The 16,494-nt window shown below is 67.0% G+C and carries 16 protein-coding genes and 1 pseudogene; 14 read left to right on the top strand and 3 right to left on the bottom strand.

Features of this window, described 5'->3' with window-relative positions; genetic code table 11:
* Window positions 1-8: 8 nt before the first annotated feature.
* From glp to ACFRAH_RS21825, 6 genes are all read left to right on the top strand, one after another.
* Window positions 9-1,325 carry a gephyrin-like molybdotransferase Glp gene (gene glp, locus ACFRAH_RS21850; protein ID WP_377993002.1) on the top strand — a complete coding sequence of 439 codons (1,317 nt, stop codon included), beginning with the start codon at window positions 9-11 and terminating at the stop codon, window positions 1,323-1,325.
* Window positions 1,313-1,807, top strand: coding sequence for a cyclic pyranopterin monophosphate synthase MoaC (moaC, locus tag ACFRAH_RS21845; RefSeq protein WP_377993001.1), 495 nt, complete (start codon window positions 1,313-1,315; stop codon window positions 1,805-1,807). Before glp ends, moaC begins: the two co-directional genes overlap by 13 nt.
* Window positions 1,804-2,331, top strand: a complete 528-nt coding sequence (locus tag ACFRAH_RS21840) for a molybdenum cofactor biosynthesis protein B (RefSeq protein ID WP_377993000.1) — start codon at window positions 1,804-1,806, stop codon at window positions 2,329-2,331. The genes moaC and ACFRAH_RS21840 overlap by 4 nt, the downstream gene beginning before the upstream one ends.
* Complete coding sequence (locus ACFRAH_RS21835) at window positions 2,321-2,800, top strand: molybdenum cofactor biosynthesis protein MoaE (RefSeq protein ID WP_377992999.1); 480 nt, start codon at window positions 2,321-2,323, stop codon at window positions 2,798-2,800. Before ACFRAH_RS21840 ends, ACFRAH_RS21835 begins: the two co-directional genes overlap by 11 nt.
* A gap of 87 nt (window positions 2,801-2,887) precedes the next feature.
* A complete protein-coding gene (dapB, locus tag ACFRAH_RS21830) occupies window positions 2,888-3,646 on the top strand; it encodes a 4-hydroxy-tetrahydrodipicolinate reductase (RefSeq protein ID WP_377992998.1) in 759 nt (252 codons plus the stop codon).
* 4 nt (window positions 3,647-3,650) lie between these two features.
* Window positions 3,651-4,139: a hypothetical protein gene (locus ACFRAH_RS21825; protein WP_377992997.1), complete on the top strand. Its 489-nt coding sequence runs from the start codon at window positions 3,651-3,653 to the stop codon at window positions 4,137-4,139.
* A 15-nt stretch (window positions 4,140-4,154) separates the two neighbouring features.
* Here ACFRAH_RS21825 and ACFRAH_RS21820 read toward each other — a convergent pair whose 3' ends face one another.
* Together ACFRAH_RS21820 and ACFRAH_RS21815 are read right to left on the bottom strand one after the other, a co-directional pair.
* Complete coding sequence (locus tag ACFRAH_RS21820; RefSeq protein ID WP_377992996.1) at window positions 4,155-5,390, bottom strand: heparan-alpha-glucosaminide N-acetyltransferase domain-containing protein; 1,236 nt, start codon at window positions 5,388-5,390, stop codon at window positions 4,155-4,157.
* 68 nt (window positions 5,391-5,458) lie between these two features.
* The gene (locus ACFRAH_RS21815) at window positions 5,459-6,025 is read right to left on the bottom strand and encodes a dihydrofolate reductase family protein (RefSeq protein WP_377992995.1); all 567 of its coding nucleotides are present in this window, start codon (window positions 6,023-6,025) and stop codon (window positions 5,459-5,461) included.
* An 800-nt stretch (window positions 6,026-6,825) separates the two neighbouring features.
* Here ACFRAH_RS21815 and ACFRAH_RS21810 point away from each other — a divergent pair.
* The 7 genes and pseudogenes from ACFRAH_RS21810 (at window position 6,826) to ACFRAH_RS21780 (ending at window position 15,485) form a co-directional block, all read left to right on the top strand.
* Window positions 6,826-7,713: a carbon-nitrogen hydrolase family protein gene (locus tag ACFRAH_RS21810; RefSeq protein WP_377992994.1), complete on the top strand. Its 888-nt coding sequence runs from the start codon at window positions 6,826-6,828 to the stop codon at window positions 7,711-7,713.
* Between the two features lie 235 nt (window positions 7,714-7,948).
* Window positions 7,949-8,857: a 4-hydroxy-tetrahydrodipicolinate synthase gene (dapA, locus tag ACFRAH_RS21805; RefSeq protein WP_377953814.1), complete on the top strand. Its 909-nt coding sequence runs from the start codon at window positions 7,949-7,951 to the stop codon at window positions 8,855-8,857.
* A gap of 42 nt (window positions 8,858-8,899) precedes the next feature.
* Window positions 8,900-10,591 (top strand): ribonuclease J, encoded by a 1,692-nt coding sequence (locus ACFRAH_RS21800; RefSeq protein ID WP_377992993.1) that lies wholly within the window; start codon window positions 8,900-8,902, stop codon window positions 10,589-10,591.
* 103 nt (window positions 10,592-10,694) lie between these two features.
* Window positions 10,695-13,580 carry a DNA translocase FtsK gene (locus ACFRAH_RS21795; protein WP_377992992.1) on the top strand — a complete coding sequence of 962 codons (2,886 nt, stop codon included), beginning with the start codon at window positions 10,695-10,697 and terminating at the stop codon, window positions 13,578-13,580.
* 24 nt (window positions 13,581-13,604) lie between these two features.
* Window positions 13,605-14,225: pseudogene (gene pgsA / locus ACFRAH_RS21790) on the top strand (CDP-diacylglycerol--glycerol-3-phosphate 3-phosphatidyltransferase); the annotation flags it as partial.
* A gap of 131 nt (window positions 14,226-14,356) precedes the next feature.
* Entirely contained in the window at window positions 14,357-14,842 is a 486-nt protein-coding gene (locus tag ACFRAH_RS21785) for a CinA family protein (protein ID WP_377992991.1), read from the top strand.
* A gap of 190 nt (window positions 14,843-15,032) precedes the next feature.
* Entirely contained in the window at window positions 15,033-15,485 is a 453-nt protein-coding gene (locus ACFRAH_RS21780; protein ID WP_377992990.1) for a helix-turn-helix domain-containing protein, read from the top strand.
* A gap of 103 nt (window positions 15,486-15,588) precedes the next feature.
* Here the strand turns inward: ACFRAH_RS21780 and ACFRAH_RS21775 are convergent, their stop codons facing one another.
* On the bottom strand, window positions 15,589-16,098 hold the full coding sequence (locus ACFRAH_RS21775) for a MarR family winged helix-turn-helix transcriptional regulator (protein WP_377992989.1): 510 nt from the start codon (window positions 16,096-16,098) through the stop codon (window positions 15,589-15,591).
* A 42-nt stretch (window positions 16,099-16,140) separates the two neighbouring features.
* On the opposite strand from ACFRAH_RS21775, the gene ACFRAH_RS21770 reads away from it, so the two are divergent.
* Window positions 16,141-16,380, top strand: coding sequence for a DUF3046 domain-containing protein (locus tag ACFRAH_RS21770; RefSeq protein ID WP_377992988.1), 240 nt, complete (start codon window positions 16,141-16,143; stop codon window positions 16,378-16,380).
* The last annotated feature ends 114 nt before the right edge of the window (window positions 16,381-16,494 follow it).

Genomic DNA, 16,494 nt, shown 5'->3' with positions numbered 1-16,494 from the left:
GCCGGACCATGCACAGCCATTCGCAGCCGCACGGCGATGCCGCCGCACCTTCCGCCGGACCCATTGCCGCCGCACCTGACGCAGGCGCTCCCGCCGTACACGGCACCCGCGGTCACAGCGCGCACCGCAGTGTCACGGACCACCGGCAGGCGGTCAGGGAGCTCCTTGAACCGCTGCTCTCGAGGGAGCGGACCGAGACGCTTCCGCTGGTTGAGGCCCTGGGCCGCGGGCTGGCCGAAGACATCACGGCGCCGCTGAGCCTGCCGCCGTTTCCCAACTCCCAGATGGACGGCTTTGCCATCCGCTCCGGGGACGTGCCCGACGGCGGGGCGGACCTGCGCGTCGCGGCTCCCGTTCCGGCGGGCGCAAGTCCCGCGCCCCTGCAGCCAGGCACCGCCGTGCCCATCATGACCGGCGCCATGCTGCCCGAGGGTGCAGACGCCGTCGTACCCATTGAACAGGCCGTCCCGTCCGTCTTTCCGGTCGCCGGCGAGGAAGCCGAGGTGCGGCTGCCCGCCACGGCTGCCGGCACGTTTATCCGCGCCGTCGGAAGCGACATCGAAGCCGGCCGGCCGGCTCTGGCCGCGGGCACCTGCCTGGGCCCGGCGCAGCTGGGCCTGCTCGCGGCGCTGGGGCTGCCGGCGGTTCTGGTTCACAAGCAGCTGTCCGTCCTGCTGGTCACCACCGGCGATGAGGTGGTGGAACCCGGGGAACCGCTGGGGGACGGCAAGATCTACGATGCCAACGGCACCCTCCTGGAATCCGCGCTGCGGCAGGCGGGACTTGCCGTGACGAGGTCCGGCATTTCCGCCGACAGCCCGGAAGCCCTGCGGACGCTGCTGCGCACCCACACATCTGCCGTGGACCTGATCGTCAGCACCGGGGGAGTCAGCAAGGGGGCGTACGAGGTGGTGCGGCAGGCCATGGACGGCCAGGACGTAACATTCCAGCACGTCGCCATGCAGCCCGGCGGTCCCCAGGGGTTGGGAACGTTCGACGGCGTCCCCCTCCTCGCGTTCCCGGGGAACCCCGTCAGCTGCCTCGTTTCCTTTGAGATGTTCCTTCGTCCGGTGCTGGGCGAACTGTTTGGCGCGCCCGCGCCCAGGCCCGCCGTCCGGGCCCGGTTGGCGCAGCCGCTGTCTTCCCCGGCCGGCAAGCACCAGGTCCGCCGCGGATCATTGCAGGGCGACGGCACTGTCCGGCTGCAGGGCGGCGAAAGCTCCCACCTGGTGCAGGCGCTGGCCCACTCCAACGCCCTGGTGCATGTACCTGTTGGCACCACCGTTCTTAACGAGGGCGACGAAGTGGAAGTATGGATGTTGTGACTGCAGAAAATGACCACGGCGCCCTGACGCACCTGCGCCGTGACGGCACCGCCCAGATGGTGGACGTCTCAGAAAAGCCGGAGACCACGCGCGAGGCCACGGCCACGGCGACGGTCCACAGTACTGCCGAGGTCCTGGCGCTGCTGGGAACCGGCGGCCTGCCGAAGGGCGACGCCCTGGCCGTCGCCCGCGTTGCCGGGATCATGGCGGCCAAGAAGACCCCTGAGCTGATTCCGCTGTGCCACCCGCTGCCGATTTCAAAAGTGACGGTCGACTTTGAGCTTGGGCCCGAGACCGTGGACATCCTGGCCACCGTCAAGACCCGGGGTGTGACCGGCGTCGAAATGGAGGCTCTCACGGCCGCCTCCGTGGCAGCGCTGAGCGTGTACGACATGATCAAGGCCGTGGACAAGCACGCGGTCCTCACCGACATCAAGGTGCTGGCGAAGAGCGGCGGCAAGAGCGGGGACTGGGCCCTGTGAGCACACCCAGCGCCAACACCAGGGGAGCGCACGTCCACGGCGAAGTGCACGGCCGGAAGGCCGGCGTCGTCATCGCGTCAACCCGCGCAGCCTCCGGCGTGTACCAGGACGAGACCGGGCCGGTCATCACTGACTGGCTCACCGAACACGGCTTCGTGCCCTATCCGGTTATGGTGGTGCCTGACGGCGAGCCCGTCGGGGCGGCGATCAGGGCGCTCCTGACCCAGGAACCCGCCGTCGTCATCACCAGCGGCGGCACCGGCCTCAGCCCGGATGACCGCACGCCGGAAATGACGCTGCCGCTGCTGGACCGCGAAATCCCGGGCATCATGGAAGGGATCAGGCAGTTTGGAACGGCCAAGACCCCCCATGCAATGCTGAGCAGGGGGCACGCCGGTTCGGCGGGCCGGACATTCATCATCAACCTGCCCGGATCACCCAAGGGAGTCATGGACGGCCTGTCCGTCCTGGACCCGGTGATCGGGCACCTGTGCGACCAGTTGGAGGGCGGACATGGCCACTGAGGCATCGTTCGAAGTAGTACACGCGGTGCTCAGCACCGAACCCATCTCCGTGGACCAGGCCATCGCCGCCGTGGAGTCGGACACCGCCGGTGCCGTGGTCAGCTTCAGCGGCGTGGTCCGCAACCACGACGGCGGCAAGCCGGTCGACCGGCTCAGCTACAGCGCCCACCCGACCGCCCGGAAGGTGCTGGACGACGTCGTCGCGAAGCTGGTGGCCGAACAGGCCGAAGCAGCCGGGCCCGAAGGGTCTGATTTCGGGAACCCGCCGATCCGGATCTGGGTTGCCCACCGGGTGGGCCCGCTGGAGATTGGCGATCCCGCGCTCGTCTGCGCCGTGGCGGCCGCCCACCGCGGGCAGGCCTTCGCCGTCTGCTCCGAGCTGGTGGACCGGGTCAAGGCGCAGGTGCCGATCTGGAAGGAGCAGTTCTTCAGCGACGGCACGGTTGAATGGGTCGGGGCCGGGGAGTAAAAGCCGGGGAAACAGGCGCTGCAGGCGTGAGGTAACGCATGCGCCCCGGTTCCGTCCGGCGCGCGCGCGAACGGTAGTGTTGAATCCATGACCCAACAACTTCCTGTCGCCGTTCTGGGCGCAAACGGGCGCATGGGCGCCGAGGCCGTGAAAGCTGTGGAGGCCGCAGCCGACATGAAGCTCGTTGCTGCGCTGGGGCGCGGTGACTCCCTCAAAACTTTGATCGATGCCGGTGCCCGGTACGTCGTGGACCTCACCGTTCCGGAAAGCACCGAGGAGAACGTCCGCTTCGCCGTCGAAAACGGCATGCACGCCGTGGTGGGCACCACGGGCTGGGACCTGGGCAGGCTGGAGTCGCTGGAGACTCTGCTGGCCGCCCACCCGGAAGTTGGCGTGCTCATTGCGCCCAACTTTGCCCTGGGCTCCGTGCTCACGTCGGCATTCGCCGCCAAGGCCTCCAAGTACTTCGAATCCGTGGAGATCATCGAACTCCACCACCCGGACAAGGTGGATGCGCCCTCGGGCACCGCGGTGCGCACCGCCCAGCTGGTGGCAGCCGAACGCGAAGCGGCCGGCGTCGGCCCCAGCCCCGATGCCACCACGACTGAACTTGCCGGTGCCCGCGGCTGCGAGGTGGACGGCGTGCGCGTGCACAGCGTCCGGCTCCGGGGGCTCGTGGCACACCAGGAAGTCCTGCTCGGCGGCCCGGGGGAGCAGCTGACGCTGCGTCACGATTCCTTCGACCGGGCTTCGTTCATGCCCGGTGTCCTTCTGGGCGTGCGCAGCGTGGCAGCGCACCCCGGACTCACTGTTGGCCTGGACGGTTACCTGGACCTGGGGCTGTAAGGCAGTGAAACCTCTTCTTGGGTGGCTAAGGACAAACCGCACCAAGATCTGGGTGGGTGCTGTGACGCTCCTGCTGGTCTTCTATCTGGTGGTGTCCTTCCAGCGCTCCGTTCTGCTGCTGACGGACGCCCAGCCTGTGGCCAAGGCCATCGGCGCGGCGTATCTCGTGCTGCCCGTGATCGGCGCCTGGGCCCTGATCCGGGAACTCCTTTTCGGTGCCCGGACTGAACAGATGGCACGGGTGCTTGAGGCCGAAGGCGGCTTGCCGGAGGACAACCTGCCGCGCACGCCGGCCGGCAGGATCATCCGGGCGGCGGCGGACCAGGAGTTCGAGAAGTACCGCGCGGAAACCGAAGCGGCGCCGGATGACTGGCGCTCCTGGTTCCGGCTCAGCTGCGCCTATGACGCCTCCGGTGACCGGAAGCGGGCACGTTCGTCCATGCGCGACGCCGTACGGTTGTTCCGTGACTCCGGGGACGCGGTGGCCCGGTAGCCAGGTACAGCCGGCTCAGCGGACCTTTGCCGGCTGGTGCCGCCCCACCTGGTTCGCGGCGTGCCCGAACCATTCCAGCGGACCGCGCCATTTGAGGATCGTGAAGACCATCCCGATCAGTATGGCCAGCGCCGCGTGGGCGAAGTACATCCCGTCCTCTGTCCAGCCCACCGGCAAGGGTTTGAGGTGGAACGACGCCACAACGCACACATGGGCGGTGTACAGGGTCAGCGTCATGGCGCCCGGCCCGCGCAGCGGAAGCAGAAGGTCCAGGGCCAGCCACTGCCCCAGCCGGCCCACCAGGAGGCAAAGGCCGACGACGGCGGCCGCCACGCCGCTGGTATGCAGCAGATCCAGCGTGGTTCCGGAATGGGGTGCACTGCCGGCCAGCCACCACCAGGATCCTTCCTGGCGGACACCGGCCAGATTCACCTGCAGGAGGCTGTCCAGCGGATAGTTGGGGTCCGTGAGGATGTCCTGTAGGGCGGCGCGCCCGCCCCATTGCTCCATCGCCGCGGTGCCCAGGACTTTGGCGAAGGCCCCCACTGCAATGCCGCCGAGCAGCAGCAGCACCGGGACGATTGCCGTTGTCAGTGCGAGCCTGCCGATGATGAGTCCCACCAGCAGGTAGGAGATCCACTGGAACACCGGGTAGTAACCGGTCAGGAACAGGTCGCCGAGCAGCCGGCCCGGGGTGGCGAGGTCTTCCCATCCGGGGTTGTGTTTGAGCTGCAGCGGCGGCTCCGCGGCCATGAGCCAGGGGCGCAGCAGGAAGGCAAGCAGCGGCGAAAGCAGGATCCAGCCCGCTGCCCAGGCGCACAGTGCCTTCAGCCGCAGCCCGATGAACGGCAGCACGCACAGGAACAGCACCGCGTAATGCACCAGGATGACCGCGACGTTGACGTCGAGTCCGCCGAGTGCAAGCCCGACGACGGCAATCACCAGTGCGCGCATCGCGATGCCGCGCCGTGCGGCAGTGAGCGCGGGGCCGTCAAGAGGCTGTTGCTTGCCGGTGGACAAAGCGAGGCCGATGCCGGCGAGCACTGCAAACAGGGCTGCCGCGCGGCCGGAGAACGTCAGGCCCACCCAGGTCGGGGTCAGGGCGGCATTGGGCTCGAAGGTGGGGAGCAGGTGCGTGGCCATCATGCCCAGGAGGGCCAGGCCGCGGGCAGCATCAATACCGGCCAGACGGATGCCTGACGCCGGCCCCTTCGCTGTTTTGGACGATGCAGCCGTGCTCCGCGAGGTCATGATGTGATCGTCTCATATCGGCACTGGGGCCCCGGCTTTCATGAACGGCTGTCTCCGGGCCGTGGCACTTAGGCGCCGCCGCTCGAGTAATGAAGCAAAACCACGCCGTTGCCGAAGGACCGCGTTTCCATGAGCCTGAGGCTCATACTGATGTCCGGGTCTTCGAACAGCGGCCGGCCCTTGCCCAGAACCACGGGATGGACAAGGATCCGGAATTCGTCGATCAGGCCCTGCCGCATGAATGCGGAAGCCAAGTTGGCGCCGCTAAGGGCGATGTCGCCGCCGGGCCGGGCCTTCAGTTCGGCGATGTGTTCAGGCACGACGTCGTGAATCACCGTAGTGTTCCAGCCGGCCTGGGTGAGGGTCCGGGAAAACACGAACTTGGGCATCCCGCGCCAGATCCCGGCGAACTCGCGCATCGGCGCCGACAGATCGGGATCCTGGTCGGCCGCGGGCCAGTAACCGGCCATCAGCTCATGGGTGATGCGCCCGGACATGAAGGCGCTCATCGTCCGGAACCGCCCGTTGAGGTAGCGGAGGAGTTCGTCGTCCACCAAGTGCCAGCTGATGTCCCGGTCGAGCCGCTCGAAGTATCCGTCCAGGGACACCGACATCATCAGGATGATCCTGCGCATTCGACTACCTCCGGTGCCGGCGGAAGGCGGCCAGGTCGCCGTCGTACCTTCCAGTGAAGCACTCGAGGATCCATGGAAACAGGGCATTGTTTCCTCGCCGTGGTCTTCACCGCTCCGCTGTCAGTGGCTCCGAATCGGGTCCGGCATCAGCATCGGGTGGGACGGTCTTGTATTCGAATATATGTTCGAATAGTATTTCGGCATGAAGAAGTCATCCGGACGTTCGGCAGGCCACCAGCTGGAAGGACTCGAGCCTGGTGGGCGCCGGCTCAAGAGTGATCCCCTCCAGGCTCCTGCGCCGAAGGCTGGTCCGCCCGGAGTCGGCGGGCACAGAGCCGATCCGCGAAGGGGTGACGCGCGGCGGGCTGATCCATCCAAGGCTGATCCACCGAAGGGTGATCCGCTCAAGGGTGACCCCCTGAAGGCGATGAGCCCCGGTGTGGTGGACTACCTCTTCCGGCAGCTCGTGGCGGGGAGCCGGCCGAAGATGTCCAATGGGGCCGGGAAGGCGTTGCACTCTCGGCTCAGGCGCCCGGTGCGGAGCTTGCACGCAGGCTGTCCGAAACGGATGTCGACGCCCTGACTCCCACTGAACTGTTCCACTACGTCCGCGCCGCCCAGCGCCTTGCCTTGTGGGCCGAATCGTTGCGGGAGGTGGCCGTGGAGCGGTACTGCTCGGGTGCCGACACCAGCTAGTGCCGACGCCACCGGGGGCCGTTACCGCCGAGGGTCGATCCGCTCAAGGCCGATACCACCCGGGGCCGATACCGCTTAGGCCAGGCCCCGCCTAGGATGGGCTCGTGACAGCACCTGTGACAGCACCGCTGACCGTCTCCGCCGTGCAGTACACGGCCCTGGACGGCGGCATCGAAGCCAATGTGCCGGAGCATGTCCGCCTCATCGAGGACGCCGACTCGCACGGGGCAAGGCTCGTGCTGTTTCCCGAGCTCTCCCTTACGGGATACGACCTGCCGCTGCTTCGCGGCAGTGACAGGTGGGGCAGCGGCCGATGGGGCAGCGACCAAGCGGGCGGGGATCGAAGGAAGGAAGGCCAAGGGGTCGGGGACCTGTGGGTGGCGCCCGCGGACCGCCGCTTAGCCCCCATTCGGGAGATCTGCCGCAGGACCGGGATCACCGCCGTCGTTGGCGCACCCTTCCGGGAGCCGGACGGTACACCGCGGCTGGCATCGCTCGCCGTCCACCCGAACGGCACGGAAGAGTGCGGTTTCAAGGCTCACCTTCATGGCGGCGAGCAGTCTCTGTTCGAAGCAGGACCAGGATTTGAAGCAGGTCCAGGACGTGAAGCAGCGTCGGGACATGAGGCAAGGCGGGAGCCGCTGTTGCTGGACGTGGATGGCTGGAAGATCGCACTGGCCATCTGCTTCGACGCGGCCCATCCTGCACACTCCGGTGCTGCTGCCGCCGCCGGAGCTGACGTGTACGCAGTTTCGGCACTCTACACGCAGGAGGAAGGCCATCGGCTGGGGCTGCACCTCGGAGCGCGGGCCATGGATAACCGCATGTACAGCGTCCTTGCCAACCTGGGCGGCCGTTCGCCGCTGGGGCCATCCTGTGGGCTGAGTGGTTTCTGGGGGCCCGACGGGCTGTCGATGCAGCACGCGGGCGGCACCGGAACGGAAGTGGTCACCGCTGTACTACGGCGGGGATCCCTGAATCGGTACCGGTAACCCAGCCGGTACCGGTAACCCAGCCGGTGCCGGTAACCAGGTCGGTGCCGGTAACCAGGTCGGTACCGGCAGCCGCGCTGGTGCCTGGCCCCTGAGCCTGGAAGCTGTCCGATGCAGGCGGGCTGACCGGCAGACGCCCGGCGGCCGGCTGCAGCCAGCGTCTGCGCCGCAATTTGACGCTCATCACGCGGCGGCCATTGTCCTAACCTGCACGTGACAGGGTAACGTTTTTCCCATGGCTGACACTTCCGCGAACATTCCTGCCCTGGGCACCCTCCTGACCGCCATGGTCACCCCGTTCACCACGGACGGCAAGGTCGATTACCAGCAGGCTGCGGAACTGGCCAGCAAGCTTGTCGACGACGGCTGCGATGGCCTCGTCGTCACAGGAACCACCGGCGAGACGTCCACCCTCACCGACGAGGAAAACCTCGGCATGTTCCGCGCCGTGATGGAAGCCGTCGGCGGTCGTGCCGCCGTCATCGCCGGCACCGGGACCAACGACACCGCCCACTCGGTGCACCTGTCCCAGGAAGCCGCCAAGCTCGGCGTCGACGGCCTGCTGATCGTCACGCCGTACTACAACAAGCCCAGCCAGGCCGGTGTCCGGGCCCACTTCGAGACCGTCGCCTCCGCCACGGACCTTCCCGTCATGCTCTACGACATCCCCGGACGGTCCTCCATCGAGATCGCGCCGGACACCATGATCCGCCTGGCGCAGCACCCGAATATCGTGGCCGTCAAGGACGCCAAGGCCGATTTCGCCGCGGCCACCCGTGTTCTGGCCGAGACCGACCTTGCCTTCTACTCCGGCGACGACGGCCTGACCCTGCAGTGGATGGCCCTTGGCGCCGTGGGCCTCGTCGGTGTCACCACGCACGTGGTGACCCGCCGCTTCCGGGAGCTCATCGACGCGATCAACGCGAACGACCTCGGAACGGCCCGCAAGATCAACTTCGAGCTTGAACCCGTAGTGCGCGCCACGATGACCCGTGTCCAGGGCGCCGTTGCTGCCAAGCAAATTCTTAAATGGCAGGGAGTCCTGCCCAACTCGATTGTCCGCTTGCCCCTCGTGGAGCCGGACGAAGCCGAGATCGAAACCATCCGCGAGGACTTGGCGGAAGGAGGGCTGGTCTTTTCCTGACGGACTGAGACCGGCACTCTTCCGTCTGGAAAGAAGTGCATTATGACCCAAGTAGCCCTCCCCGGCCTCGTTACGCCTCCCCGCCTTGCCAAGGGCACCCTGCGGATTGTCCCGCTGGGCGGGCTGGGCGAAATTGGCCGGAACATGGCTGTGTTCGAAATCGACGGCAAGCTGCTGGTTGTGGACTGCGGAGTCCTCTTCCCCGAGGAAACCCAGCCCGGCGTTGACCTGATCCTGCCAGATTTCTCCTACATCGAGGACCGGGTCGATGACATCGTTGCCGTCGTCCTGACGCACGGCCACGAGGACCACATCGGCGCCGTTCCCTATCTGCTGCGGCTCCGCAACGACATTCCGCTCGTGGGATCCCAGCTGACCCTGGCGCTGGTGGAAGCCAAGCTCCAGGAACACCGGATCAGGCCCTACACCCTGTCCGTCAAAGAGGGACAGGTGGAGCAGTTCGGCCCCTTCCAGTGCGAGTTTGTTGCCGTCAACCACTCCATTCCGGACGCCCTGGCGGTCTTCATCCGCACAGCCGGCGGCACGGTGCTGCACACGGGTGACTTCAAGATGGACCAGCTGCCGCTGGACGGCCGCATCACCGATCTCCGGCATTTCGCCAAGCTGGGTGAAGAAGGCGTGGACCTGTTCATGTCCGACTCCACCAACGCCGACGTCCCCGGATTCACCACTGCCGAAAAGGAGATCGGCCCCACCCTGGACCGGCTCTTCGCCCAGGCCAGCAAGCGCATCATCGTGGCGTCGTTCTCCTCGCACGTCCACAGGGTGCAGCAGGTCCTGGATGCAGCGTACAAACACGGCCGCAACGTCGCCTTCGTGGGGCGGTCCATGGTCCGGAACATGGCCATCGCCGCCAAACTTGGCTACCTGCACGTGCCGGACGGCATCCTGGTGGACCTGAAGAACATCGATACGCTGCCCGACAACCGCGTGGTGCTCATGTCCACCGGCTCCCAGGGCGAGCCCATGGCCGCGCTGTCACGCATGGCCAACGGCGACCACCGTGTGGTGGTGGGCCAGGGCGACACCGTCATCCTCGCGTCCAGCCTCATTCCCGGCAACGAGAACGCCGTCTTCCGCATCATCAACGGCCTGCTGAAGCTCGGCGCCGACGTGATCCACAAGGGCAACGCCAAGGTCCACGTGTCCGGCCACGCCGCGGCGGGTGAACTGCTCTACTGCTACAACATCCTTGAGCCGCTGAACGCCATGCCGGTGCACGGCGAGACCCGCCACCTGATCGCCAACGGCAAGATCGCCGAGGAGTCGGGCGTTCCGACGGCCAGCGTGCTGCTGGCGGACAACGGCACGGTGATCGACCTTCGTGACCACCAGGCCGACATCGTGGGCCAGGTCGAGGTCGGCTTCGTGTATGTGGACGGCTCCAGCGTCGGCGAAATCACCGACGCGGACCTCAAGGACCGCCGGGTCCTGGGCGATGAAGGCTTCATCTCCATCATCACGGTCATCAACCGGGCCACCGGCAAGGTTGTCTCCGGTCCCGAAATCCATGCCCGCGGCGTCGCCGAGGACGATTCAGTCTTCGACGACATCATCCCCAAGATCAACGCCGCGCTGGAGGAGGCCGTGCTCAGCAACGCGGACCACACCAACCATCAGCTGCAGCAGATCATCCGCCGGGTCATCGGCACGTGGGTCAACCGCAAGCTGCGCCGTCGCCCCATGATCATCCCGGTGGTCCTGGAGGCATAACTGCCGGTTTCGGGGGCTGCACCCAGCCAAAGGCAGCTGAACACAGCCCCCGAAGGCCCGGAAATCCGCGGCCCAGCGGCCGCAGTGGAGTACCGTGGCAGATATGGCCACACGTACTTCCCCCGCGCCAAAACGTACCTCCAGCAGTAAATCGGGCGCATCCACCGGCCGCAGCGGCTCGTCGGCTGCCAGGTCCGGCCGGGCCGGATCGTCCGGCGGCAGTGCCCGCACGCGCCAGCTTCCCGCCGTCGAACACCGGCAGCCCTGGCTGCTGCGGGTGGCCGGCGGGGCCTGGCAGGGCATCGGCCACGTGGTGGGCGGGGGAGTGCGCCGCATCGGCCAGGACGTCAGTGACGTGGCGCCGGAGGACCGCCGCGACGGGGCTGCCCTGTTCAACCTGGCCCTGGCGGTCTTCATCGCCACCTTCGCCTGGTGGGGCCTCCGCGGCTGGTTCCCGGATGCCGTCTACGCCGTCGTCAACGGCACTTTCGGCTGGATGTCGCTGGTCCTTCCGCTCATGCTCTTCGTGTGCGCGTGCAGGCTGTTCCGGCAGCCGGTTGACGGCCGCGGAAACAACCGCGTGGGCATCGGCTTCCTCATGATGACGTTCGCCGGCTGCGGCATCGCACACATCGTGGGCGGCCAGCCGACAGCCAGCGAGGGCTTCGACGGGCTGCGGCAGGCCGGCGGCATGCTGGGTTTCCTGGCGGCCTCCCCGCTGGCCGCCATTCACCCCGCCGTCCCGGTGGTCCTGTACGGGCTGCTGGCCTTCGTGTCCGTGCTCATTGTCACGGCCACACCGTTCGGCGCCATTCCGCGGCGGCTGCGCGGGGCCTATGAGCACCTGATGGGCATCGACCTCCAGGAGCACGACGGCGACGTCCACGACCGCAGCTACCTGTACGAAAGCAGCCCTCCCGCCCCGAAGAAGAAGCGCAAGCGGCTCTTCGGCAAGGATGAGGAAACCGACCCCCGGCTGGAGGGCTACGTCGGCGACGAAGCCTTTGAGCACGCCGTAATCGACGACGACGACCCGTCACCTGCTGCCCGCAAGGAACCGCCTGCTGTGGCCCCCGGAGTCCGGCGGCCCACCCAGGCTGAGATCGCCGTCGAAAAGATCAAGGCCGCCCAGGGACTCGGCAAGGGCGCCGATGCCGAGAACGCCACCGAGGCCATCCCCCTCGTGGCCCCGGGCATGGCCGGCGCGGCGGCCGCACCCGGCGCAGCTCCGGCCGCTGCCGTGCACGTGCCGTCCAAGCCTGTGGCGCCTGCGCCGCTGCCCACCCCCATTCCCCAGCGCACGGAGCAGCTGTCCCTCGCCGGCGACGTCACCTATACGCTGCCGTCCTCCGATGTGCTGACGCCCGGTTCCATTCCCAAGGAACGCACGGAAGCCAACGACGCCGTCGTGGCCGCGCTGACGGACACACTCCAGCAGTTCAATGTGGATGCCACGGTGACCGGCTTCAGCCGTGGCCCGACCGTGACCCGGTACGAGATCGAACTGGCGCCCGGCACCAAGGTGGAGCGGGTCACGGCCCTGTCCAAGAACATCTCCTACGCTGTCGCCTCGAGCGACGTGCGCATCCTCAGCCCCATCCCGGGCAAGTCCGCCATCGGCATCGAGATCCCCAACACTGACCGCGAGACCGTGTCGCTCGGCGATGTCCTGCGCAGCCAGAACGCCCGCCGCACCGACCATCCCATGGTCATGGGCGTCGGCAAGGACGTTGAGGGCGGCTACGTCGTTGCCAACCTCGCGAAAATGCCCCACCTGCTGGTCGCCGGGGCCACCGGTGCCGGTAAGTCCTCCTTCGTGAACTCCATGATCACGTCGCTGCTGATGCGCGCCACCCCGGACGAGGTCCGCATGGTCATGGTGGACCCCAAGCGCGTGGAGCTGACCGCCTACGAAGGCGTGCCGCACCTCATCACGCCCATCATCACCAACCCCAAGAAGGCCGCCGAGGCGCTGCAGTGGGTGGTCCGCGAGATGGACGCCCGCTACGACGACCTCGCCAACTACGGCTTTAAGCACATCGACGACTTCAACAAGGCAGTCCGCGCCGGCAAGGTCCAGCCCCCTGTTGATTCCAAGCGCGTCATCCGGCCCTACCCGTACCTCCTGGTGATTGTGGACGAACTCGCCGACCTGATGATGGTGGCACCGCGCGACGTCGAGGACTCCATCGTCCGCATCACGCAGCTGGCCCGTGCCGCCGGCATCCACCTGGTGCTTGCCACCCAGCGCCCGTCCGTTGACGTGGTTACCGGTCTGATCAAGGCCAACGTGCCCTCGCGCATGGCGTTCGCCACCTCCTCCGTGACCGACTCCCGCGTGGTCCTGGACCAGCCCGGTGCGGAGAAGCTGATCGGGCAGGGTGACGCGCTGTTCCTGCCGATGGGTGCCTCCAAGGCGATGCGTGTGCAGGGCGCGTGGGTCAGCGAGTCCGAGATCCACAACGTCGTGGAGCACGTCAAGGGCCAGCTCCAGGCCGTCTACCGTGACGACGTCGCGCCCGAAGCCGAGAAGAAGCAGATCGACGACGACATCGGGGACGACCTCGAAGTGCTGCTGCAGGCCACGGAGCTGGTGGTCACCACCCAGTTCGGTTCGACGTCGATGCTGCAGCGCAAGCTCCGCGTCGGCTTCGCCAAGGCCGGCCGCCTCATGGACCTGCTCGAATCACGGGGCGTCGTCGGGCCGTCCGAAGGCTCCAAGGCACGCGACGTGCTGGTCAAGCCGGACGACCTCGCTGCCGTGCTGGCTGCGATGAAGGGACAGGAGGCCCCGGCCACGGCTGATTCGCAGACCGCCGCGCTCAGCGACAACGCCAACGCCAACATCGCGCAGGGCGGCTATGCCGAGGACCTCGTAGCCGCTGACCTGGACAACCGCACCCAGAGCATCGAGTATTACGACGGCGCGGACGGTTCCGGTGATGACGGGGACGGGTCCGAGGACGCCTGGTCCCTCACCGGCCGGTAGTCGTGAAGACGGTAGCCTAGAAGGGTGACTAGCACCGAAGCGACCGCGGCCGGCTCCAACAGCTCCGGGATCTGGAATCTTCCCAACATCCTCACGATGCTCCGCATTGTGCTGGTGCCGTTCTTCGTCTGGTTTCTCGTCGCCGATGCCCCGGGCCTGCACAGCGAGTCCGGCGGGTGGCGCTGGGCTGCCGTGGCGGCGTTCGCCGTCGCCATTTACACGGACAAGCTCGACGGCGACATCGCCCGCAGCAGGGGACTGGTCACCGACTTCGGCAAGATCGCCGACCCCATCGCAGACAAGCTGCTGACCGGCTCCGCCCTGGTCATGCTGTCCCTCCTGGGCGAGCTGCCCTGGTGGATCACGCTGGTGATCCTGGTCCGGGAGTGGGGGATCACGGCGCTTCGGTTCTTCGTGATCCGGTACGGCGTCATCCCGGCATCGCGCGGCGGCAAGCTCAAGACCGTGGTGCAGACCGTTGCGATTTTCCTTTACCTTCTTCCGCTGGGATCCATCGCGCCCTGGCTGACCTGGGTGGCCTTCGCTGTGATGCTGGCGGCCGTGCTGATCACGGTCTGGACCGGCGTCGAATACGTCGTTCAGGCGCTGAAAGTCAGGTCGGAAGGCCTCCGCCGGCGGGCCGAGGATGCCGGCCTGCAGGAGAATGCGGTGCAGGAGAGTGCGGGGCAGGACACGTCCAACCGGGACGCCCGCAGCGAAGACATGCCCATGAAGGACATCCCCAACCAGGACATTCATAAGCAGGAGGGCCAGCAGTGACGAATCTGCACCGGATCGCCGGCGAAGCCGTTGCGGCGGCCGTCGGGCGTGGCGTCACCGTGGCCACCGCGGAGTCACTGACCGCGGGCATGGTCGCGGCAATGCTGGCCGACACCCCCGGGGCATCGGCCATGTTGCAGGGCGGTGTGATCTCCTACAACAACACCGTGAAGCGTGAGGTTCTTGGCGTCCCGCAGGAGCTGCTGGACGCCGTCGGATCCGTGGATGAAGCCGTGGCCGCCGCCATGGCCGAGGGAGCGCGGCGGGTCTGCGGCGCGGACCTGGCCGTCTCCACCACGGGCGTCGCCGGCCCGGACGCGCACGACGGCAAGGCCGTGGGAACGGTGTACGTCGGCGTCGCAACCGCCAACGGCGTGCAGGCCTTTCCCTACAGCTTTGAGGGCACCAGGGCCGAGATCCGGGGGCTGGCCTGTGGCGCCGCGTTGGAGCGTCTTCAGGAAGCCCTGGCTGCGCTGGGCTGATCCTCCGGCCGCCTTGGCCGGGCCCCTGGCTGCGCTAAGCTACCGGGAGTAAGGTTGCCGGGAACAAAAAGCGATTCCGAATAGTTGTCACATTGTGTCGCCTCTCCCTGAGGGAGGCGCCTAGGATGAAGAGAACATATGCGGTTTGCGTCACAGTGAACCGGAACCATGAGGGAGCAAGGCGATACAGATGGTAAAGCAGCCCGTGTCCGTAAACGGCGTTGTCCGCTGGAAGGACGTGGGCCTCGCCGATCAGGCCAAGAGCGAACAGAAGGAGCGCAAGATGGTTGTACTTCGTCACGAAATCGGTGATGTCCTGCGCGATGTCCGCCAGCGCCAGGGGCGCACCCTCCGCGAAGTTTCGCACAGCGCCCGGGTATCCCTGGGTTACCTGAGTGAAGTGGAACGCGGCCAGAAGGAAGCTTCCTCCGAACTCCTGTCCTCGATCTGTTCGGCGCTGGATGTTCCGCTTTCCAGCATGCTCCGCGAGGTCAGCGACCGCGTGGCTGTCGCTGAAGGCGTTGCCGTGCCGGACACTGTCCCGCAGGAATTCTCCCAGCGTTACGCCCGTGACCTGGAGCGTGACCTGAACAGCGAGCTTAACAGCGAACTCGCCACGGAACTGCTCTCGGGCGCCCGGTAACCAAGCGCCGGGTAACCAAGACCACACAACTGCAGCAAAGGCCTCCGGCTCTGTGCCGGAGGCCTTCGTCGTGTCCTGAAGCTATTTAGGGGGCGCCGGTTATTTAGAGAGCGCCGTCGCGGGGGAATCCGTCGCGTTCGTACGTGGCGTTGAGCTTGGCCATGTAGCTGGCCAGTGCCTCGAGGTCCTCGACGGGCCATTCACCCAGGCGTTCCCGGAACACCTGCCGGCGGGCGTCCTGCACCTGGTGCATCTTCTCCTCGCCCACGGCGGTGAGCCGGATCGTTTGGGCACGTCCGTCCAGCGGGTCGGCTTCCTTGACCACCAGGCCAATGCTTTCGAGGAAGGCGATCTGCCTGCTGACGGAAGGCTTGCCGACGCCGATGCAGGAGGCAAGTTCGGTCAGCCGGATGGGTGCGTTCTTGCGGATCACCGTGAGCAGGCCATAGGCGGCGGGCTCCATATCCGGATGGACCTCGCGCGACAGTTGCTGGGACACGGACCGCGCCCGGCGCCAGAAAATGCTGATCTGATGCTCCACATTGGTCAGCGCCGCATCAATCGTGTCCTCGTAGGGGACGGTGGCTCCGGGGGCTTCAGCGGGGTTGCTCATGGCAACCATTCTAGAGTCAGCGTCCGTGAGAGACTCTATTTCGTGAGGATTAGTGATTTCTGGCGGCTGATGGACGATGAGTTCGGCTCCGGCTACTCGCGCGTGCTGGGCGGCTCGCTCGTCCTTGCCGGCGTCGGCGGCCGCACGGCGGCCCAGGCCCTCGCCGCAGGCATCAATCCGCGCGACATCTGGCTGGCGGTGTGCGACGTGCAGGATGTCCCCGAGGAACGCCGCCTCGGCCGTGACATCAAGCCGCGCCAGGGCGGGGCGGATCTCGTCTAGCGAGCCGCTGTCCTGCCCGGGAAGCTGTTGACACGCCGGGCAGTTGTTCGAATATCTGTTCGGGTGCGACTATGCTTTTTTCAGCGGGTTTTTCCACATACGCAGGCCAGCCCG

It is taken from the genome of Arthrobacter sp. NPDC056727 (assembly GCF_042790555.1).
Taxonomy (GTDB): domain Bacteria; phylum Actinomycetota; class Actinomycetes; order Actinomycetales; family Micrococcaceae; genus Arthrobacter.
Note: the sequence above shows the minus strand (reverse complement) of the source record. Positions and strands in the feature narration are given on the sequence as shown.